The sequence below is a fragment of the Ancylobacter sp. GW821-FHT10E12 genome (genome assembly GCF_058809335.1).
The window spans coordinates 47,477-64,596 of the sequence record NZ_JBXASN010000020.1 but is presented as its reverse complement, the minus strand read 5'-3'; the positions used below and the strand labels follow the sequence as shown (position 1 = coordinate 64,596).

Annotated in this window: 16 protein-coding genes; 1 reads left to right on the top strand and 15 read right to left on the bottom strand. The window is 68.2% G+C overall.

Annotated elements, in window-relative coordinates; genetic code table 11:
- Positions 1 to 23 precede the first annotated feature (23 nt).
- Positions 24 to 2,300 carry a TonB-dependent siderophore receptor gene (locus AC1RU4_RS22625; protein ID WP_492893457.1) on the bottom strand — a complete coding sequence of 759 codons (2,277 nt, stop codon included), beginning with the start codon at positions 2,298 to 2,300 and terminating at the stop codon, positions 24 to 26.
- A gap of 266 nt (positions 2,301 to 2,566) precedes the next feature.
- Between AC1RU4_RS22625 and AC1RU4_RS22620 the strand changes: the two genes are divergently transcribed.
- On the top strand, positions 2,567 to 3,430 hold the full coding sequence (locus AC1RU4_RS22620) for a helix-turn-helix transcriptional regulator (protein WP_492893455.1): 864 nt from the start codon (positions 2,567 to 2,569) through the stop codon (positions 3,428 to 3,430).
- A 35-nt stretch (positions 3,431 to 3,465) separates the two neighbouring features.
- Here the strand turns inward: AC1RU4_RS22620 and AC1RU4_RS22615 are convergent, their stop codons facing one another.
- The 14 genes from AC1RU4_RS22615 to AC1RU4_RS22550 form a co-directional block, all read right to left on the bottom strand.
- Positions 3,466 to 4,104, bottom strand: coding sequence for a nucleoside triphosphate hydrolase (locus AC1RU4_RS22615; protein ID WP_492893453.1), 639 nt, complete (start codon positions 4,102 to 4,104; stop codon positions 3,466 to 3,468).
- A 141-nt stretch (positions 4,105 to 4,245) separates the two neighbouring features.
- Positions 4,246 to 4,686 (bottom strand): tetratricopeptide repeat protein, encoded by a 441-nt coding sequence (locus tag AC1RU4_RS22610; protein WP_492893451.1) that lies wholly within the window; start codon positions 4,684 to 4,686, stop codon positions 4,246 to 4,248.
- 80 nt (positions 4,687 to 4,766) lie between these two features.
- Positions 4,767 to 5,543 (bottom strand): ABC transporter ATP-binding protein, encoded by a 777-nt coding sequence (locus AC1RU4_RS22605; RefSeq protein ID WP_492893449.1) that lies wholly within the window; start codon positions 5,541 to 5,543, stop codon positions 4,767 to 4,769.
- Positions 5,540 to 6,625: an ABC transporter substrate-binding protein gene (locus AC1RU4_RS22600; RefSeq protein WP_492893447.1), complete on the bottom strand. Its 1,086-nt coding sequence runs from the start codon at positions 6,623 to 6,625 to the stop codon at positions 5,540 to 5,542. Before AC1RU4_RS22600 ends, AC1RU4_RS22605 begins: the two co-directional genes overlap by 4 nt.
- Before the next feature lie 18 nt (positions 6,626 to 6,643).
- A complete protein-coding gene (locus AC1RU4_RS22595) occupies positions 6,644 to 7,729 on the bottom strand; it encodes an ABC transporter substrate-binding protein (protein WP_492893445.1) in 1,086 nt (361 codons plus the stop codon).
- A gap of 78 nt (positions 7,730 to 7,807) precedes the next feature.
- A complete protein-coding gene (locus AC1RU4_RS22590) occupies positions 7,808 to 8,653 on the bottom strand; it encodes an ABC transporter permease (RefSeq protein ID WP_492893443.1) in 846 nt (281 codons plus the stop codon).
- Between the two features lie 117 nt (positions 8,654 to 8,770).
- Positions 8,771 to 9,901 carry an ABC transporter substrate-binding protein gene (locus AC1RU4_RS22585; RefSeq protein ID WP_492893441.1) on the bottom strand — a complete coding sequence of 377 codons (1,131 nt, stop codon included), beginning with the start codon at positions 9,899 to 9,901 and terminating at the stop codon, positions 8,771 to 8,773.
- Positions 9,902 to 10,113: 212 nt separating this feature from the next.
- A complete protein-coding gene (locus AC1RU4_RS22580) occupies positions 10,114 to 10,563 on the bottom strand; it encodes an Lrp/AsnC family transcriptional regulator (protein WP_492893439.1) in 450 nt (149 codons plus the stop codon).
- Between the two features lie 69 nt (positions 10,564 to 10,632).
- Complete coding sequence (locus AC1RU4_RS22575; protein ID WP_492893437.1) at positions 10,633 to 11,493, bottom strand: nitroreductase family protein; 861 nt, start codon at positions 11,491 to 11,493, stop codon at positions 10,633 to 10,635.
- 20 nt (positions 11,494 to 11,513) lie between these two features.
- Positions 11,514 to 13,016, bottom strand: a complete 1,503-nt coding sequence (locus tag AC1RU4_RS22570) for an FAD/NAD(P)-binding protein (RefSeq protein WP_492893435.1) — start codon at positions 13,014 to 13,016, stop codon at positions 11,514 to 11,516.
- Positions 13,017 to 13,027: 11 nt separating this feature from the next.
- Positions 13,028 to 14,380: an LLM class flavin-dependent oxidoreductase gene (locus AC1RU4_RS22565; RefSeq protein ID WP_492893433.1), complete on the bottom strand. Its 1,353-nt coding sequence runs from the start codon at positions 14,378 to 14,380 to the stop codon at positions 13,028 to 13,030.
- A 96-nt stretch (positions 14,381 to 14,476) separates the two neighbouring features.
- Entirely contained in the window at positions 14,477 to 15,574 is a 1,098-nt protein-coding gene (locus tag AC1RU4_RS22560) for a cytochrome-c peroxidase (protein ID WP_492893431.1), read from the bottom strand.
- Positions 15,571 to 16,131 (bottom strand): SCO family protein, encoded by a 561-nt coding sequence (locus AC1RU4_RS22555; RefSeq protein ID WP_492893429.1) that lies wholly within the window; start codon positions 16,129 to 16,131, stop codon positions 15,571 to 15,573. The genes AC1RU4_RS22560 and AC1RU4_RS22555 overlap by 4 nt, the downstream gene beginning before the upstream one ends.
- Positions 16,128 to 16,937, bottom strand: a complete 810-nt coding sequence (locus AC1RU4_RS22550; RefSeq protein WP_492893427.1) for a type 2 periplasmic-binding domain-containing protein — start codon at positions 16,935 to 16,937, stop codon at positions 16,128 to 16,130. Before AC1RU4_RS22550 ends, AC1RU4_RS22555 begins: the two co-directional genes overlap by 4 nt.
- Positions 16,938 to 17,120 lie beyond the last annotated feature (183 nt).

The window sequence follows — 17,120 nt, the reverse complement described above, 5'->3', positions numbered from 1 at the left end:
GGCACGAAGCCGGCCGGCCGGTGTTACCACTTGTAATGGGCGGAGAGCGTGATGGTGCGGGCGTCGCCATAGCCGCACGTCGAGACGCCCTGGCAGGCGGAGACATAGACCTCGTCGAACAGGTTGCTGGCGTTGAGGGCGACGCCCCATGTTTCCTGCTCGTAGCGGATGGCGGCATCGAACAGCGTGACGTCGGGCACTTCGAGCGTGTTGAGGTTGTCGACCCAGGACGAGCCGATATAGCGGATGCCCACGCCGAAGCTGACGCCGGCGAGAGGGCCCGTGTCGAACTTATAGTCGGCCCAGGCCGAGGCCAGCACATCCGGCACCGTCATCGGCGCATTGCCGATCAGTTCCGGGTCGAGGTCGTCGGTGATTTCCTGGTCGAGCACGGTGACGCTGCCCAGGATGCGGAAATTCCTGGTGATGTTGGCCTTGCCTTCGATCTCGAAACCGTTGGTGCGAACTTCGCCGAGCTGCTGGCTGATGAAGGGTGGCAGCGGATCGCTGACCAGCACGTTCTGGCGGTAGATCTGGAACACCGAAGCGGTGATCAGGGCATCCATGAAGGCGGGCTCGTATTTGATGCCCGCCTCGTACTGGTAGCCTTCTTCGGGCTTCAGGCCCTGATTGGTAAGGGCGCTGACGCCGACCACCGGGTTGAAGAAGCTCGACACGCTGACATAGGGCGTCACCCCATTGTCGAACTCGTAGCCGAGGCCGGCGCGACCGGTCCAGGCCGAGTCGTTCGACTTGTAATTGGGTGAGAACGGCAAGGTCGCCGGGCTGTCGGATTTGACGTTCAGGTAATCGTAGCGACCGTTCAACGTGAGGATCCAGCCATCGCCGAAGCGCATCTGGTCCTGCAGATAGCCCCCGAGCTGCTGCTGGGTCAGTTCCTGGTCGAGATAGACGAAGGTTTCGCCCTGCGGGACGCCATAGACCGGGTCGGTGGCGCTGATCGGCGTGCCTCCGCCCGATGCCTGGAGGTTCGACAGCCTGTACAGGGTGTAGTCGGCGCCGGCGACGACGTCGTGGTCGATCGGGCCGGTGGAGAACTTCCTGCTGAAATTATTGTCGGTCGCGAACGAATCGACGTGGCTCGTGCCCTCGAACCCGATGCGGTAGAGCAGGTTGTCGGGGGCGACCGGCGTCTCGCCGCCGCCGAAGCCGAAGGGGCCGGGATAGTAGCCATAGGGATACGGCCCGATCTCGTGCTTGTTCAGGTAGCCGTAGCGGGAGGCCGACTTGAAGGTCCAGTCGTTCTCGAACTGGTGCTCGAACTCGTAGCCGACGAGAACCTGCGTCGAGCGGCCATTGTCGAGATCCGGCTCGCCGAAGAAGGCGTCGCGGGAGATCTTGCCGAAGCTCGCCGGCACCACGGTACCGACATAGGGCAGGAAGCCGCCGCCGACATGGGTCTGATCCAGCGCCGAGAACTGCGTGTAGACGTTGATCTTGGTCTGCTCGGACGGCCGGTAGGTGATCTGCGGCATGATGGTGCCGCGGAAATCCTCGCCATAGTCGGTGTAATAGTCACCGCCGGCGATGCGGCCGGTGACGCGATAGGCCCAGACCGGATCGCCGCCGACCGCGATGGGCGCGGCCTTGCCGATGATGGCCGGGTTGGTCGCGCCGCCGACGAGGCCGCCGAACACATCGTTTATATCGAACGAGAAATAGGCGTTGCCGAAATTGTTGACGCCCACCTCGGCATAGCCGAATCGCGCGTCGACCGGGCGCTTGCTGATCATGTTGACCAGGCCGCCGGGGCTCGATCCGCCATACAGCACCGAGGACGGGCCCTTGAGCACTTCGATGCGCTCCAGCATGAACGGGTCGATCTGGAAGCCGCCGAAGGCGTAGCTGGCGAGCGAGAGATTATCGAGGAACACGCCGGACTGGGTGGCGTTGAAGCCGCGAATGTAGAACCAGTCGGTGTCCGGGTCCGGCCCATAGGGCGCCGCGAACACGCCGGCGGTGTAGCGCAGCGCCTCGTCGAGCTTCAGCGCCTTGCGGTCGTCGATTTCATCGCGACCGATGACCGAGACCGACTGCGGGATGGCGGTGATCGGCACGTCGGTCTTCATGCCGGTGGTGGTCTGGGTTGCGACATAGCCGTCGACCGGGCCGGTGCCGGTTTCCTGCTCCCCCTGAACCTGAACGGCGTCGAGCTCGATCGTCCCGGACTGAGAGGACTGCGTTTGCTGGGCAAGGGCGACGCCGGAATAGGGAAGCATCACCGCCATGGCGCCACCTAGAAGAATAGAATTCAGACGCTTCCCATACATTGCAATCATTCCAATTAAGCGGGGTGGCTGCATCGTACTTAGGAAATATTCGAAATAGCAGAGATCGAGAACTCCCAACAATGCACGATACATCAACTAACAATTGATTTTCCTGGATGATTGTTCATTCTTGTCAGGGATAGGACATTTTTGGTCATTTGCGGAGCATGGCCTCTAGCCTTTCGGGGCGTGAGGCACAGGAGCCGCAATAGGCAATAGGCGGCACGTGCGCCTGATGCGGAGACTGGTGAATGGCGGAAAGGTTCTCGCCAAACATGAAATCCCGGCGCGAGGGCATTTCCGTCATCGGGAACGGCCATCGCGGCTCCTGGAGCGGGGTGCTGGCGGAGTTGTGGGAGGCCGAGGGCGCCGATGGCGCACGGGGAGAATATGTTTCCGAACATCCCCGGCTTTTCGTACTTCTGGATCAGGCGGGCGGCGACATCGAACTGCTGCTGTCGGCCAGCCGCGCCGCCCTGCCCAAGCGCCACGCGCCGCGCCAGATCAGCTTCATCCCGGCCGGCGTGCCGCTGTGGTCGCGCTTCGAGCGGCCGACCTATATCCGCCATCTCGATCTCCACTTCGATATGGAGACGTTGCGCGAGCGGCTCGCCGACGATTTTTCCCGCGAGTCGTTCGAGACGCCGCGGCTGATGTTCACCAATGAGCGGATGCTGAATTTTGCCAATCTGATCGCAGCGGAATGCGCAAGTCCCGCGGCGTTCCACGAACTCTACGGCGACAGCCTGACGACCGGCCTCTTCATCGAGTTCCTGCGCTCGGGCGGGCGACCGGAACGCAAGCGCACCGCGCTCGCGTCATGGCAATTGCGCCGCGTGACGGAATTCATCGAGAATAATTGCCTGCGCAGCATCACGCTGCAGGAACTCGCCGAGCTGGTGGGATTGTCGGCTTCCTATTTCAGCCATGCCTTCAAGGCCGCGACGGGTGTGCCGCCCTATCAATGGCATATGAGGGCGAGGATGAAGCGGGTTCAGGACATGCTCTCCGACCCGGAGCTGCCGCTCATACAGATCGCCGTCTGCTCCGGCTTCGCCGACCAGGCCCATTTCACGCGCGCCTTCCGCCAGTTCACCGGGATGACACCGGCGGCGTGGAGACGTGCCCATCACAGGTAGGGACACGCCCGTTCAATGGGCGCCGAACCCTGGCCCTAGCCCGGCACGACGAAATCGGCCGTCACGCTCCGCTCGCGAACCAGCCTTCCGTTCGGCAGATCATTGGCCTCGACCTTGCGGATGACGGTGTCCTGCGGCAGTCCATGGGATTGCCAGCGCTCGACGAGGCGTTGGCGCAACAGGCTCTCATCGACATCCAGCATCACCGACATGTCGAAAATCTCGCGCAGGCTCGACCAGGGAGCCTGGTCGAGCAGCAGGTAATTGCCTTCGACGATCACGTAGCGGACGGACGGCGGCACGATCCGCGCACCGGCGCGAGCGATTTCCAGATCGCGGTCGAAGATCGGCACCGCGATCTCGTCCTCGTTCGCCTTGAGCCGCTGCAGCATGTGTCGCAGCCCGGCGACGTCGAACGTGTCAGGTGCCCCCTTGCGGGCGCGCAGGCCGCGCGCCTCCAGCACCGCATCGTCGAAATGGAAGCCGTCCATGGGGACGATGGCGGCGCTGCCGGACGCGCCGGCATCGAGCGCGCGCGCCAAGTGCTTGACAAGCGTCGACTTTCCCGACCCCGGCGCTCCGACCACCGCAACCAATATCCGGCGCGACGCAGAGTGGCGCTCCACCAGCGCGGCGAGTTCATTCAGAGCAACGAGGCGTGGGCGGTCAGTCATTTGCGAACATGTCTCCGGCGCAGTTGCCGATATCCATCCTCCCTCGTTCACGCCGCCGCAACCGGCCGGCCATAATCATATCGATCGACACTTCCAGACTCTCCGGTGGCAGCCGCGGCTTTTGCCGGGATCGGCGAGCGATCAAGGCGCCCCGACGCCGCCGGCTCCGGCATAGGCCGCGCGCAGCTTGTCGAGTTCCGGGCAGCCGGTGGAGCAGAATATCTTCAGCGTGACGATGTTTTCCTTCGCCTTGTCGAGACGTCCGGTCGCAATGAACAGCTCGCCCTGATATTCGATGGCCTGACGATGCGTGGGATCGAAGTAGAGCGCCTCGCGATACCAGCGGTCGGCCTCGTCATAACGCTTCAGGTTGCGCAGGCTGAAGCCCAGAAGGTTGAAGACATCTGCATGACGCACCCTGGTCGCGAGTTCCTGCAATTCGACCGTGGCCTTCTCGTAATCGCCGGAATAGATCAGCGCCCGGATCGGGGCGAGGTCCGGCAGGGCGTCGGAGGGCGGGGTGTCGACCGCCTCCGCCACGGACACGGTGCCGAGCGCCAGGGCCAGCACCGCGCCCCGCAAGAATGCCCGCCGACCCGTCCCGACGGCAGTGCAGTGAGGTGTACGATGAGCCCGATCGGAGCCCAGAATCGTCCGCCGGCTCATGCCGCCTGCCTCGGCACCGCATAGTCGCCCATCTCACGCAGGATGTCCCGCTTGATGGCGGCGAAGGCGGCGCTGCCGCGGTCGCGCGGATGGGGGAGGTCGACGGCGATCTCCTCGACGATGCGGCCGGGATTGGCGGTCATCACCAGGATCCGGTCGCTGAGATAGATCGCCTCGTCGACGTCATGGGTGACGAGGATCATGGTGGTCCGCTCGATCCGCCAGATGCTGAGCAGTTCCTCCTGGAGGCGCAGCCTCGTCAGCGCGTCGAGGGCGCCGAGCGGCTCGTCGAGCAGCAGGATCTCCGGCCGGCTGACCAGGCCGCGGGCGATGGCGGCGCGCTGCGCCATGCCGCCGGACAGCTGGTAGGGGTAGACCTTCTCGAAGCCGCGCAGCCCGACCAGCGCGATGTGCTCGGCGATGGTGCGCTTCTTCTCCTCGCCGCTCCAGCCGGAATTCTCCAGGCTGAGGCCGATATTCTCCTCCAGGTTCAGCCAGGGCAGCAGCCGATGGTCCTGGAACACGATGCCGCGTTTGAGGCTGGTGCCGCGGATCGGCTCGCCATGCAGGCGGATCACCCCGGAATAGTCGTCGTCGAGCCCGACGATCAGCCGCAGGATGGTGGATTTGCCGCAGCCGCTCGGCCCGACAATGGTGACGAACTCGCCATTGGCGACGTCGATGTCGATATGGTCGAGGATCTTCAGCTGGCGCCCGTCGACGTCGTAATGCTTCTCGACGTCGCGGATTTCGAGGTTGCCGGGTGCGGTCATGAGGAAAGGGACTCCAGCGCTTCGTCGAGATAGGAGGCGTCGGCCCAGCCGCGGCTGTCGAAATCGCGGCTGATATAGCCGTGGTCGAGCAGGAAGCGCTTCTGCAGGTCGATGCCGGCGAGCTTGCGGTCCGACAGCGTCGGCAGGAAGTCGGTGCCGGCAATGGCGGCGGCGGTGTCCGCGACGCGCGGATGGTAGGTGACGCGGTGCAGGATCGCCGCCCCGGCGGCGCGATTGGCATCCAGCCAGCGCGCGGCACGCACCGACGCCCGCAGGAAGGCGACGACGATGTCGCGGTTCGCCTGCGCGAAATCGGTGTTCACCGTCAGCGCATAGGGGCTGTTGGACACTTGCAGCGTCCAGTCCGGGTGGCGGGAGAAGTCCTCCACCTGCTTGAACCGGCCGGTACGCTCCAGCCCCAGCGCGCGGCCGTGGCTGGCGAAGATGGCGTCGACCTCGCCTTCTTCCAGCACCCGCGCCTCCGGGGTGAAGACGAGGTCGCCGCGCCGCTGCGCCCACAGGGCCGAGGGACGCGCGGCCTCGCCGAAGCCCCGGTCCTCATTGGCGATGTCGACAATCTCGACCTCGCCGCGCGACAGGCCGGCCAGCCGCAACGCATTGAGGATGCCCTGCTCGGAAGTGGCGCGCCACCAGTCGACCTTGGCAGCGTTGGCGCTCTTCGACAGGCCGACGCGCCGCCCCTTCAGCGCCGCGACACTGCGGGCCGGATCGTCGGCGCGCACCACGATGGTGCCGCCATGCCGGGCCTCGGTGAGGCCGATCAGCGTAGTGTCGACATTGTCGGCCTTGGCCCAGATCGAGGGGATGTTGCCGCCGTCGCGGAACAGGTGCTCGAAGCGATGGCTGAAATGCGGGAGATAGCCGAAGGCGACCGGCAGCGAGCGCAGATAGGACAGCGAGGCGCCGATCCCGCGCAGTTCCTCCTCGATCCAGCCGAATTCCTGCGCGACATTGGAGGCCACGAAGGTCGGGCAGATGGTGTACCAGGCCTCGCGGGCGCCAACCGTGGGCGGGGCGGAAGCGGCGGAAGCGGCGACGGGGCGTTCGAGAACGTCGACCATGATCACGATCCTCCCGGCTCAGACGGCGCGCAGCGAGGCATGGGCTTCTTCCAGATAGGAAGCATCCGCCCATTCGTTCACGTCGACATCGTTCTTGATGTAGCCGTGGCCACGCAGGAAATCGGTCTCGAGGCGCAGGCCGGCGAGGTTCTGCGCCGACAGGTTCGGCACCAGGTCGTAATCGCGCAGCGCGCGGGCGATGGCGTCGCGGTCGGCATAGATGGTGGTGCGGTAGAAGATGTCCGCCGCCGCCTCCGGGTGGGCGTTGATCCAGCGGCCGGCGCGGATGGCGGCGCGCAGATACGCCACCACCACGTCGCGGTTGGCCTGCGCAAATTCCCGGCTGACGGTGATGGTGCGCGGGGCATTGGCGATGCGCAGCGTCCAGTCGGGATAGCGGTCGAGATCCTCGATGACCCGGAAGCGCCCGGTCTGGGTGAGGCGGATGTCGACGCCGATGGAATAGTCGTAGATCGCGTCGACGGTGCCGGCTTCCAGCGCGCGGGCTTCCAGCGTCAGCTCGTCCTGTCGGGTGGCGCGGCGCTGCGCCCAGATGCCGGCCGGGGTGTCGGCGAGGCTCTCGGCATGGGCGTCGGCATCCTCGATGTCGACGATCTCGACGTCCGAACGGTCGAGCCCGTGCAGCGCCAGCGCGGCGAGGATGCCGTGCTCGCCGGTGGCGCGGCGATGGTCGATCTTGTCGTTGCGCTGACTTTTGTAGAGGCCGAGGCGGCGGCCCTTGAGGTCGGCGACGCGGTGGATGTCGGCATCGGTGCGCACGATGACCTTGCCGGCCGGCTGCGCCTGGGTGAGGCCGAGCAGCACGGTCGGCCGCAGGTCGGCCTTCGACCAGATGGCGGGGCTGTTGCCGCCGTCGCGGATCAGCCGGTCGGAATCGTGGTTGTAATGCGCCGGCCAGGCGACGTCGGAGGTCGCCGAGCGCAGATAGGTGGGCCGGGCGCCGACGCGGGCGAGCTCGTCATGGATCCAGCCGAGCTCCAGCGCCACGTTGGACGCCACCAGAACCGGGCAGATCGTGTAGAGCAGCTCGCGCAGCAGCGGGGTCGCGTTGGTCTCGATGGAGCGATCGACGGCGATGGTCATGGCGGTGTGTCCTGTGAAAGTGGGAGCCTCCCTCTCCCCAACGGGGAGAGGGAAAGACAGAAGGTGCTGCTCGGCGTCTCAGCCGTTGAAGCCCTGCTTCCAGCGCAGCACGAAGCGTTGCAGCAGCAGCATCAGGCGATCGATGAAGAAGCCGACGAGGCCGATGATCACCATGCAGACGATGAGCTGGTCGGTCATGAGCAGGTTCTGCGCGCGGAAGATCAGGTAGCCGAGGCCCTCCTGCCCGCTCAGCCCCTCGGCGGTGACCACCAGCGCCCAGGCGACGCCGGCGGCGTAGCGCAGGCTGACCATGATGCTCGGCACCGCGCTCGGCAGGATCACCCGGCGGATGAGCTGCGAGCGGGTGAGGGTCAGCACCTTGGCGAGCTCGATATGGCTCTTCTCGACATTGCGGATGCCCTGCAGCGTGTTGAGGAACACCGGGAAGAACACCGACTTGCCGATGACCAGGATCTGCGCCGGGGCGCCGAGGCCGAGCCACAGCACGATGAGCGGCAGCCAGGCGACGCCGGGAATATGGCGGATGCTGTCGAAGGTGGGGCCGAAGAAGCGTTCCACATTGGCGGAAAGCCCCGCCGCCACGCCGAGCACCACCGCGGCGATGGAGCCGTAGACGAAGGCCTGGCTGACGATGTTGATCGAGCGCAGGAAGTCCACATGCAGGGACTGGCGCGTCACCATGGCGGCGAAGGCTTCCACCGTCGCCAGCGGCGAGGGCAGGAACACCGGCGGCACCCAGACCAACCAGGTCGCCAGCGACCAGAGCGCCAGCAGCCCGAGCGGCAGGATGGCGCCGATAGTGTGCCGGGAGGCGAGCCGCCACGCCGGCCGGTGGGGCGACTGGGTGCGCGCGCCGGGAAAGGGCGTGCGGACGGCGAAGGTGGAGTTGGTTGCGTCGGTCATGATGCGTTTGTCCTGCGGGCCGGTACGTCAAGCTGCCGCGTGAAGCTGCGACCCTGGCACCGACACCGCGCCGCCGGCGGGGGATCCCGCCTTCGGCGCGGCGCGGTCCGGTTTTCGTCAGTAGATCGAGTATTCGCCACCCTTGAAGAACTTGCCGTCGACGAATTCGGCGATCTGCTGCTGGTTCAGCTTGCGGTCGACGAAGACGTCGTCGCCATGGGCGATGTACCAGTCCTGGAACTCGCCGATGGCCTTGCGGACGTTCTCGGCGGAGGTGTCGCCCTTGATGAACTCGTAGCCCGAGGGATCGACGATCTGGAACTTGGCGATCTCCACCGGCACGCGGGTGCCCCTGGAGATGATCTCCGCCGACTCGTCGACATTGTCCTGGATCCACGCGGTGGCGCGGCGATAGGAGATGAGGAAGGCGCGGACCGCTTCCGGGTAGGCCTCGGCGAAGTCGCGCATGGCGAAGAAGGAGACGCGGCCGGCGCCGTTCTCGTAGACGCCCTTCTCCACCGTGCGGCCGACGATCTTCACCTTGCCGGAGAGATAGAGCGCGGCGCCGGAATTGTTGCCGATATGGGTGGCGAGGCCGTCCACCGCGCCGCTCAGCAGCGCGGCGTTGCGCGCGCCGTTGTTCTCAACGCCCTGGTAGCGGATCTTGCCCTGCTTCAGGCGGGTGTCGAGCGGCAGGCCGGCGGAATCGAAGGACTCGAACACCGAAGTGTAGGAGCAGCCGATGCGGTTCGAGCCATAGACCTTGCCCTCCATGTCGGCGATGGTGTTGACCTTGTCGTTGTCGGCGCGGGCGAGCAGCGGCGTGCGGTACTTGTTGGAGGCTTCCGACACCCACACCACCACTGCGTCGAGCCCGTTCGCCTTATGGGCGGTGGCGGGATAGAGCATGCGCTGGGCGATGGCGATGGAGCCGCGGTTGAGGCCGGCCGACTCGGCGCCGGACAATTCGGCGGCGCCCGAGGCGATCAGGTTGACCTCCTTGACGCCGATCTTGTCGAATTCCTCCTTGAAGATCCCCTTCTCCTGGGCGACCACGGCCCAGGGATTGAGCTGCAGGTTGATGAAGGTCAGCGGCTCCTTCGCCGCCGCCGGCCCCGCCGGGCTCAGCACGGCCAGTGCCGCCGCCGCCAGCGCGGCCAGCACCGTCGCTTTGCCGAGGCGCGCGCCGCCTCGCAAGAAATGGCCTTGTGAGATCTTGCCGCCCTTGAAGTCCGCGGCTGAACCCAACCCGTTTTCCACGTCCGTCTCCCGTCATTTAACGTCGCAATAGAAATGATGCCACGACGTTACGGAGGAGAATGACGAACGGGAACGTTGCTTCATCCAATCTGTTCGGCGATTTCAGAAATTTATACTCAAGATCACCGAAAGCGGAGACACACTCTCCTCGAAAATGCCGTAGAGTTTCGACACGAATGGAGTGGAGGCAGCAGCGACGGCTAGAAGGGCAGCACGGTGCGCGAGGACAGCACTTCCATGGAGAAGCGCGACGTCACGTTCTTGGGCGAGGCGCCCTCGATGAGGCGGTTGTAGAACTCGTCATAGGCCTGCATGTCGGGCACCACGACGCGCAGCAGATAGTCGATGTCGCCGGCCATGCGGTAGGATTCCATCACCTCCGGCATGGACTGCACCAGGCGGCGGAAATTGGCCGCCCATTCGCGGGTGTGGTTGATCGCCTCCACCGCCACGAAGGCGGTGAGACCGAGGCCGACCTTGCGCGAATCCACCAGCGCCACCCGGCCCTTGATGATGCCCTCGGTCTCCATCTTGCGGATGCGGTTCCAGCACGGCGTCTGCGACAGGTTCACCAGCCGCGCGATCTCGGCGATCGGCTTGGAAGCATCCTCCTGCAGGATGCGAAGGATCTTCTGGTCGATCTTGTCCATGTTCCCTCCCCCGTCGCCTCCCGCCATCCCCGCCCCCTCGCCCACGCGGACGCGGGGGGCGGGTCACGCTCACCGGAACGGAAAGCCCAGCGTCTCGAGCTGGCGGCGCAGCACGTGGCGCCCCTTCAGCGACGCCACCGCGTGCAGCCGCTCCAGGGCGAGCCGCGTCCACGGCGTGGCGTCGAGCCCCTGCTCGGCGCGGAAGGCGAGCGCGTGCTGGTCCGCGCGAGCCAGCGCCTCGTCCTCGCCGGCGGTGGAATAGACGTCGCGGTGCAGGATCGCCGCCTGCGGGATGCGCGGCTTCACGTCGGTCGCCACCGCCGGGTCGGGCCGGCCGATGGCGAGGCCGACCACCGCATAGGCGCGCGGCGGCAGCTTCAGCGCCTCGGCGACCGCGGCGGCATCGTTGCGCAGCGCTCCGATATAGACCGCGCCGAGGCCGAGCGATTCCGCCGCCGCCAAGGCGTTCTGCGCCGCGAAGCCGGCGTCGAGCGAGGCGATGAGGAAGCTCTCGGTATAGTCGAGGCCGTCCGAGCTCAGCCCCTCGCGCTCGGCGAGCCGCTGCACCCGCGACAGGTCGGCGACGAACACCAGGAACAGGCTGGCCCGCTCGATATGCTTCTGCCCGCCGGCGATCCGCGCCAGCCTGGCCCGCAGCGCCTTGTCCTCCACCGCCACCACGCTCCAGGCCTGCACGTTGGACGAGCTCGGCGCCGATTGCGCCGCCGCCACCAGCACCTCCAGCGTGCCCTCGGCGAGCGGCTCGTCGGTGAAGGCGCGCACCGAACGGTGGTTCAGCAGCGTGGCGACGGTGCCGCTCCACGGCAGATCGCCTTCCGTCACCGGCTCGCGGTAGCGCCGCTCCAGCGCCGCCGGCGGCGAGGTGGCCTCGGCGTCGCGGAACTGGGCCGTGCTGGTGATCTCGTTCATGGTTCTGTCTCCGAAAGAGTTCAGGCGAATTGCGTTTCGGCAGGATCGGCCTCGGCAGGATCGGCCTCGGCAAGGTCCGCCTCGGCTGGGGCGGCGATGGACCGGACGGCCGGGCCGGCGAGGAAGGCGGCGAGCCGGCCGGCCTGGGCCAGTTGCTCGTTGATCGAGCTCGCCTCCCATGCCTGCCCGCGCAGCGGATGGCCGACGGCGAACAGCGCCTCGGACACCCGCCCGTCGGCACCGATCAGCGCCAGCGTATCGACATCGGCCCGCAGGCCGATGCCGGCCGGATGCGGCGCGACCAGCCCCCGCCGCAGCAGGTTGCGGGCCAGCGGATCGTCGAGGCGGGTCCAGTCGAATTCATAGCCGAGACTGCTCACCACCAGATCGGCGTCAATGGAGACCGTGGCGGATCCGCCCTTCGGCCGCAGGGTGGCGCGCAGCGCGGCGCCGTACGGCTCCAGCCGCGTCACCGTGCCGGCGAGGCTGCGCAGCCGCCCATCGCGTCGCACGCGGTCGAGGAAGCCATGCGAGGCCGGCGCGGCGCGGTGCATGGCGAGGTTCCAGAACGGCAGCAGCCGGCGCAGCAATCGCCGGCGCGCCCGGTCGTCGAGCCCCGCCCATATGGCCGGCGTGCGCTGGCGGAACAGCGGCGGCAGGCTTTGCCAGTCGCGCCCGGCGGCACGCACGGCGCGCCGCTCGCGCTGGATCCAGCGCAGCACTTCGGCGGCATCGCGCGGCAGGACCGCGCTCTCGGGGGGTCCCGGCCAAGGCTCGCCCGGCCAGGGCTCGGCCTCGCGGCGCGGCGCCACGGTGAGGCCGCTGCGCGAGACCACGGTGTAGTCGCCGCGAAAGCCGTGCTTCTCCAGGCCGATCACCGCATCCAGCATGGTGAGCCCGGCGCCGAGCAGCAGCACGTGCGAGGCCCGCTCCGCGCCGTCCAGCGCCCCCGGCGCGAACAGGTCGGACACATAAGCGGGATGCCCCCCGGCCGGAACGGCGAGCGGCGGCGCGCGGCGGAACAGGCCGATGGCGAGGACCAGCCGGCGCGCCGCCAGCCGGCCGCCGGAGGCGAGCGTCAGCGTCGCGCCGTCGAAATCGACCGCCCGGTCGCGCACATGCGCAAGGCGCACGCGGCCCGCCGCCTGCCGCACCGCCCGGTTCAGCTCCTCCTCGACATAGGCGCCGCACAGGGCGCGCGGCGGCGAGACCTGCGCAAGGTCGACGCCGTCCGGCGGCGTGTAACGGCCGGCCCGCACCTGCGCGCCCAGCCAGCCGAGGAAATGTCCCGGCCGGTCCGGGTGCAGCGCGAAGCCGCCGGCGAGGCCGTTGACGACATGGTCGGGATCGTCGGTGGCATAGGCGATGCCGCGGCCGAGCCGTTCGGCGGGCTCGACGATGGTCAGGTCGAACGGGCCGCCGCCGGCCTCGACGAGCCGCAGCGCCGTCACCGCACCGGCAAAGCCGCCGCCGACGATGGTGATGGCGCGGAGATCCTGGATCGGCATGTCGTGGATCGGCATGGCGGTCCCGCTCAGGCGCTGGCGCGCAGGCCGGCGCCCTCTCGGACGGCGAAGCGGCTCTCCGGGCGCGGCAGGCCGTAATGGTCGCGCAGGGTGGGGCCTGCATATTCGCTGCGGAACAGGCCGCGCGCGCGCAGCAGCGGCACCACCTCGTCGGCGAACACATCGAAGCCGCCCGGCAGCCAGGGCGGCATGATGTTGAAGCCGTCCGCCGCGCCGCCCTCGAACCACAGCTGGATTTCGTCGGCGATGCGCTCCGGCGTGCCGGCGACGACGAAATGGCCGCGCGCGCCGGCGAGCCGGTTGATCAGCTGGCGAATGGTCGGCTGCTCGCGGTCGACGATATCGAGCACCAGCTGGAAGCGGCTGGCGCTGGCCGCCGGGCCCCTCAGGTCCAGCAGGTGGCGCGGGAACGGACCGTCGAGGTCGTGGCCGCGCAGGTCGAGGCCGATGATGCGCTTGAGCTGGTCGAGCGAATATTCCGGCTGGACCAGTTCGTTGAACTCGTCCTCCAGAAGGTCGGCCTCCCGTTGCGTGCTGCCGATGAAGGGGCTCAGCCCCGGCAGCACCTTGATATGGTCGGGATGGCGGCCGAGACCGGCGGCGCGGCGCTTGATGTCGGCATAGAAGGCCTGCGCGCTCGCCAGCGTCTGGTGGGCGGTGAAGATCGCCTCGGCATGGAGCGCGGCGAAGGAGCGCCCGTCCTCGGAGGAGCCGGCCTGCACGTAGACCGGCCGGCCCTGCGGGGAGCGCGGCGTGTTCAGCGCGCCCTTCACCCGGAAATGCCGGCCGATATGCTCGATGGGGTGGATCTTCGCATCGTCGGCGAAGATGCCGCTCGCCGGATCGGCGAGCACGGCGTCGTCCTCCCAGCTGTCCCACAGCTTGGTGACCACCTCGACGAATTCGCGGGCGCGCTCATAGCGCTCGGCATGGACCGGGTGCTCGCTGAGCCCGAAATTCTGCGCCGCCTGCGCCACCGAGGTGGTGACGATGTTCCAGCCGGCGCGGCCATGGCTGAGATGATCGAGCGAGGCGAACAGGCGGGCGAGGTTGTAGGGCTCGAAATAGCTGGTCGAGGCGGTGGCGATCAGCCCGATATGCGAGGTCGCCGCCGCGATGGCGGACAGCCAGGTGATCGGCTCGACGCGGAAGCGCGAGGCGTAGCGGATATTGTCGGCGAGCGCCGGGCCGTCGGCGAAGAACAGCGCGTCGAAGCGCGCCGCCTCGGCGCGGCGGGCGAGGTCCTGGTAGAAGCCGATATCGAGCAGATCGCCGGCATCGCTGCCCTTGTAGCGCCAGCCGGCCTCGTGATGGCCGCCGGGATAGACGAACAGGTTGAGGGACAGCTGGCGGTGGCTCATGGCGCTTCACTCGTCGGAAAGGTCGGTGTCCGGTCGGACGGGCATCTAAGTCGCCATTGCCGGGATCGATTGTCAATAGTCTATCAATTTAATATATTATAGTGCCCGCAAAAAGGCGGCGAGCGCGGCACGCTCGGCGGCATCGAGCTCGCGCGGGCGCAGCAGCCCGTCGCGCCGCGCCGCCTCGCGGTAGAGCGGCCGGCGCGTCTCCGCCTCGTTGCGCGCCCACACCTCGCCGCCGCCGCGCGCATAGAAATTCACCACGCCCTCCAGCGTCGGGAACAGGCCGTCATGCATGTAGGGCGCGGTGCGCCCGACATGGCGCAGGCTCGGCGTGCGGAACCGGCCGGCATCGTCCGGGCGGCCGGTGACGCGATGGCGTCCGAGATCCTCGCGCGGCTCGCCGAAGGCCGAGAGCCCGAGATTGTGGATGCCGCCATCGGTGAGCGTCGGGCCGAAATGGCAATTGGCGCAGCCCGCCTTGGTGCGGAACAGGTGCAGGCCGCGGATCTCCTCGTCGTCGAGGCGGCCATGATCGCCACCGAGGAAGGCGTCGAACCGGGTCGGCTCGTCCAGCCCTTCGACATAGGCGGCAAGTGCAGCACCGATCTGCGCCGCGCCGATCTCCGCAGCGCCGAACGCGCGGTCCTCTCGTTTCGCCACCCGCGCGGCCACCGTCGCGAGATCCGCATTGGCCATCTCGTCGGGATGGGTGAGCGGGCGCAGCGACTGGGCGGCGAGCGAGGTGCCGGCGCCGTCCCAGCCGAGCGCCGGGCGGCGGCCGACCCCCAGCAGCGAGGGCGCGTCGCGCATCGGCCCGGCAAGGCCGCGGGCGGGCCGCTCGGGGCGGGCGTCGGCGAAGCCGTGCGCCGGCTGGTGGCAGCTAGCGCAGCTCATGGTGCCGGAGGCCGACAGCGAGGGATCCTCGAACAGCCGGGCGCCGAGCCGGGCGAGCGCCGGATCCGCCGCCGGCAGCGGTGCCGGCAGGCCCATCTCGACGAAGGCGACACCCGGCTCCAGCGCGGGCGGCGGCCATTGCGCCGGCGGGCGGGCATAGAGCGCGCGCAGCGCGGCGGCTTCGGTCGGCGCGCCGCCGTCATCCCCGTCATCCCCCCGGGCCATGGCGAGCGCGACGCCGAGCGCGAGGCCGAGCAGCAGGGCGACGGCCCACAGCCGATACGCGGTGCGGCTCACGGCGATGCCAGCAGGCGCCGCAGCTTCGCCACCTGCTCGTCATGCGGGGCGCGATAATCCACCCTGTCGGCGATCTCGCCCTGCCGGTCGACCAGGAACAGCACCGCGGTGTGCTCCATCGTGTAGTCGCCGTTCGGCTGCGGCACCCGACGATAGGTCGCCTTGAAGGCGCCGGCCGCCGCCGCGGTCTCCCCGGCGCTGCCGCGCAGGCCGACGATACGCGGATCGAAGCCGCCGAGATAGGCGGCGAGCTGCTCGGCCGTGTCGCGGTCCGGGTCGACGGTGACGAACAGCACCTTGAGCGCATCGGCCTGCGGCCCCAGCTCCGCCAGCACCAACGACAATTCATAGAGCGCGGTGGGACAGACTTCCGGGCATTGGGTGAAGCCGAAGAAGATCACATAGGGCCGGCCGCGCAGCTCGGCCTCGTCGAGCCGCCGCCCGTCCGGGGTGGCGAGGGCGAAGCGCCCCGGCGCCGGCTGGGCCAGAGCCGGGCCGGGACCGAGATCGGCGAGCGCGAGGAAGAAGGCGAGGACCATGGCGGCGATGCCGATCAATGGCAGTCCGGCGCGTCCTGTTCGAGATAGACTTCGAGCGCGACGTTCCTTGCCCATTCCCGGCTGCGCCGCTCCCAGAAGGCCGGCTCGGCGAGCGGGGCCAGCGCCGCGCGCGACACCGCGGCGCTCGCCGCCGCCGGCAGCGCCACCACGAGGCGCGCCGGATCGCGCGGCGGCAGGGTGGCGGAAAACTTCGTCCATTCGGCTTCTCCAAAAAGGCGCCGCAGCACGGCCTCGTCGTGGATGGCGGCGTCGCATTCGCCGGTGCGCACGCGCATCAGTGCCAGCGCCGGCACCGGCTGGATGACGGGATCGGCCCCGAGGGTCCGGGCGAGGACGCGCGCGCGCTCGTTGGACGCCACCACGCAGACGCGCCGGCCGGCGAGCGCCTCCCACGAGCGGATGTCGGTGTCCGAACGCATGGCGACCGTCAGGCCCGATTGATAGCCGCTCGGCACGATGTCGAGGCCCGCGACATCCGGCGCGCCGGCGTCGTCATGCGCCACCAGCGCGTCGATGCGGCCGGCGGCGAGCGCGGCGGCCCCCTCCTCGCGGCCAAGCTCGACCAGCGTCACCTTGCGGCCGAGGCGGCGCCCGATCTCGGCGGCAAGATCGAGCTCGAAGCCGTCCTGCGTATAGAGCCGCGCCGCCGGTATGTCCGCCGACGGCGGCAGGTGGGCGACGCCGATCCGCAGCGCCGCCGGATCGGTCCCGGCGGAGATCGGCGCCGGCGCCGCCACGCATGCGAGAACCACCGTCCCCAGAGCGAGGCGCCGGAGCCCTTCCACGATCGCTGATGGTTTCACGCACGCGCCTCCCGCCGGTCCGGTTTCGATGGGCACGAGCCTGCCCCGGCGGGCGGAGAAAAATCCTCTCTCTGCTTCGGCAAATTCAGCCGGCGCATCCAAATCGCGGGACCAAGAGCGAAATCTCACCCGCGGATTCTCCCTAGGCTGAAGGCTGAACCCCAGGGCGCGAACATGAGGCGC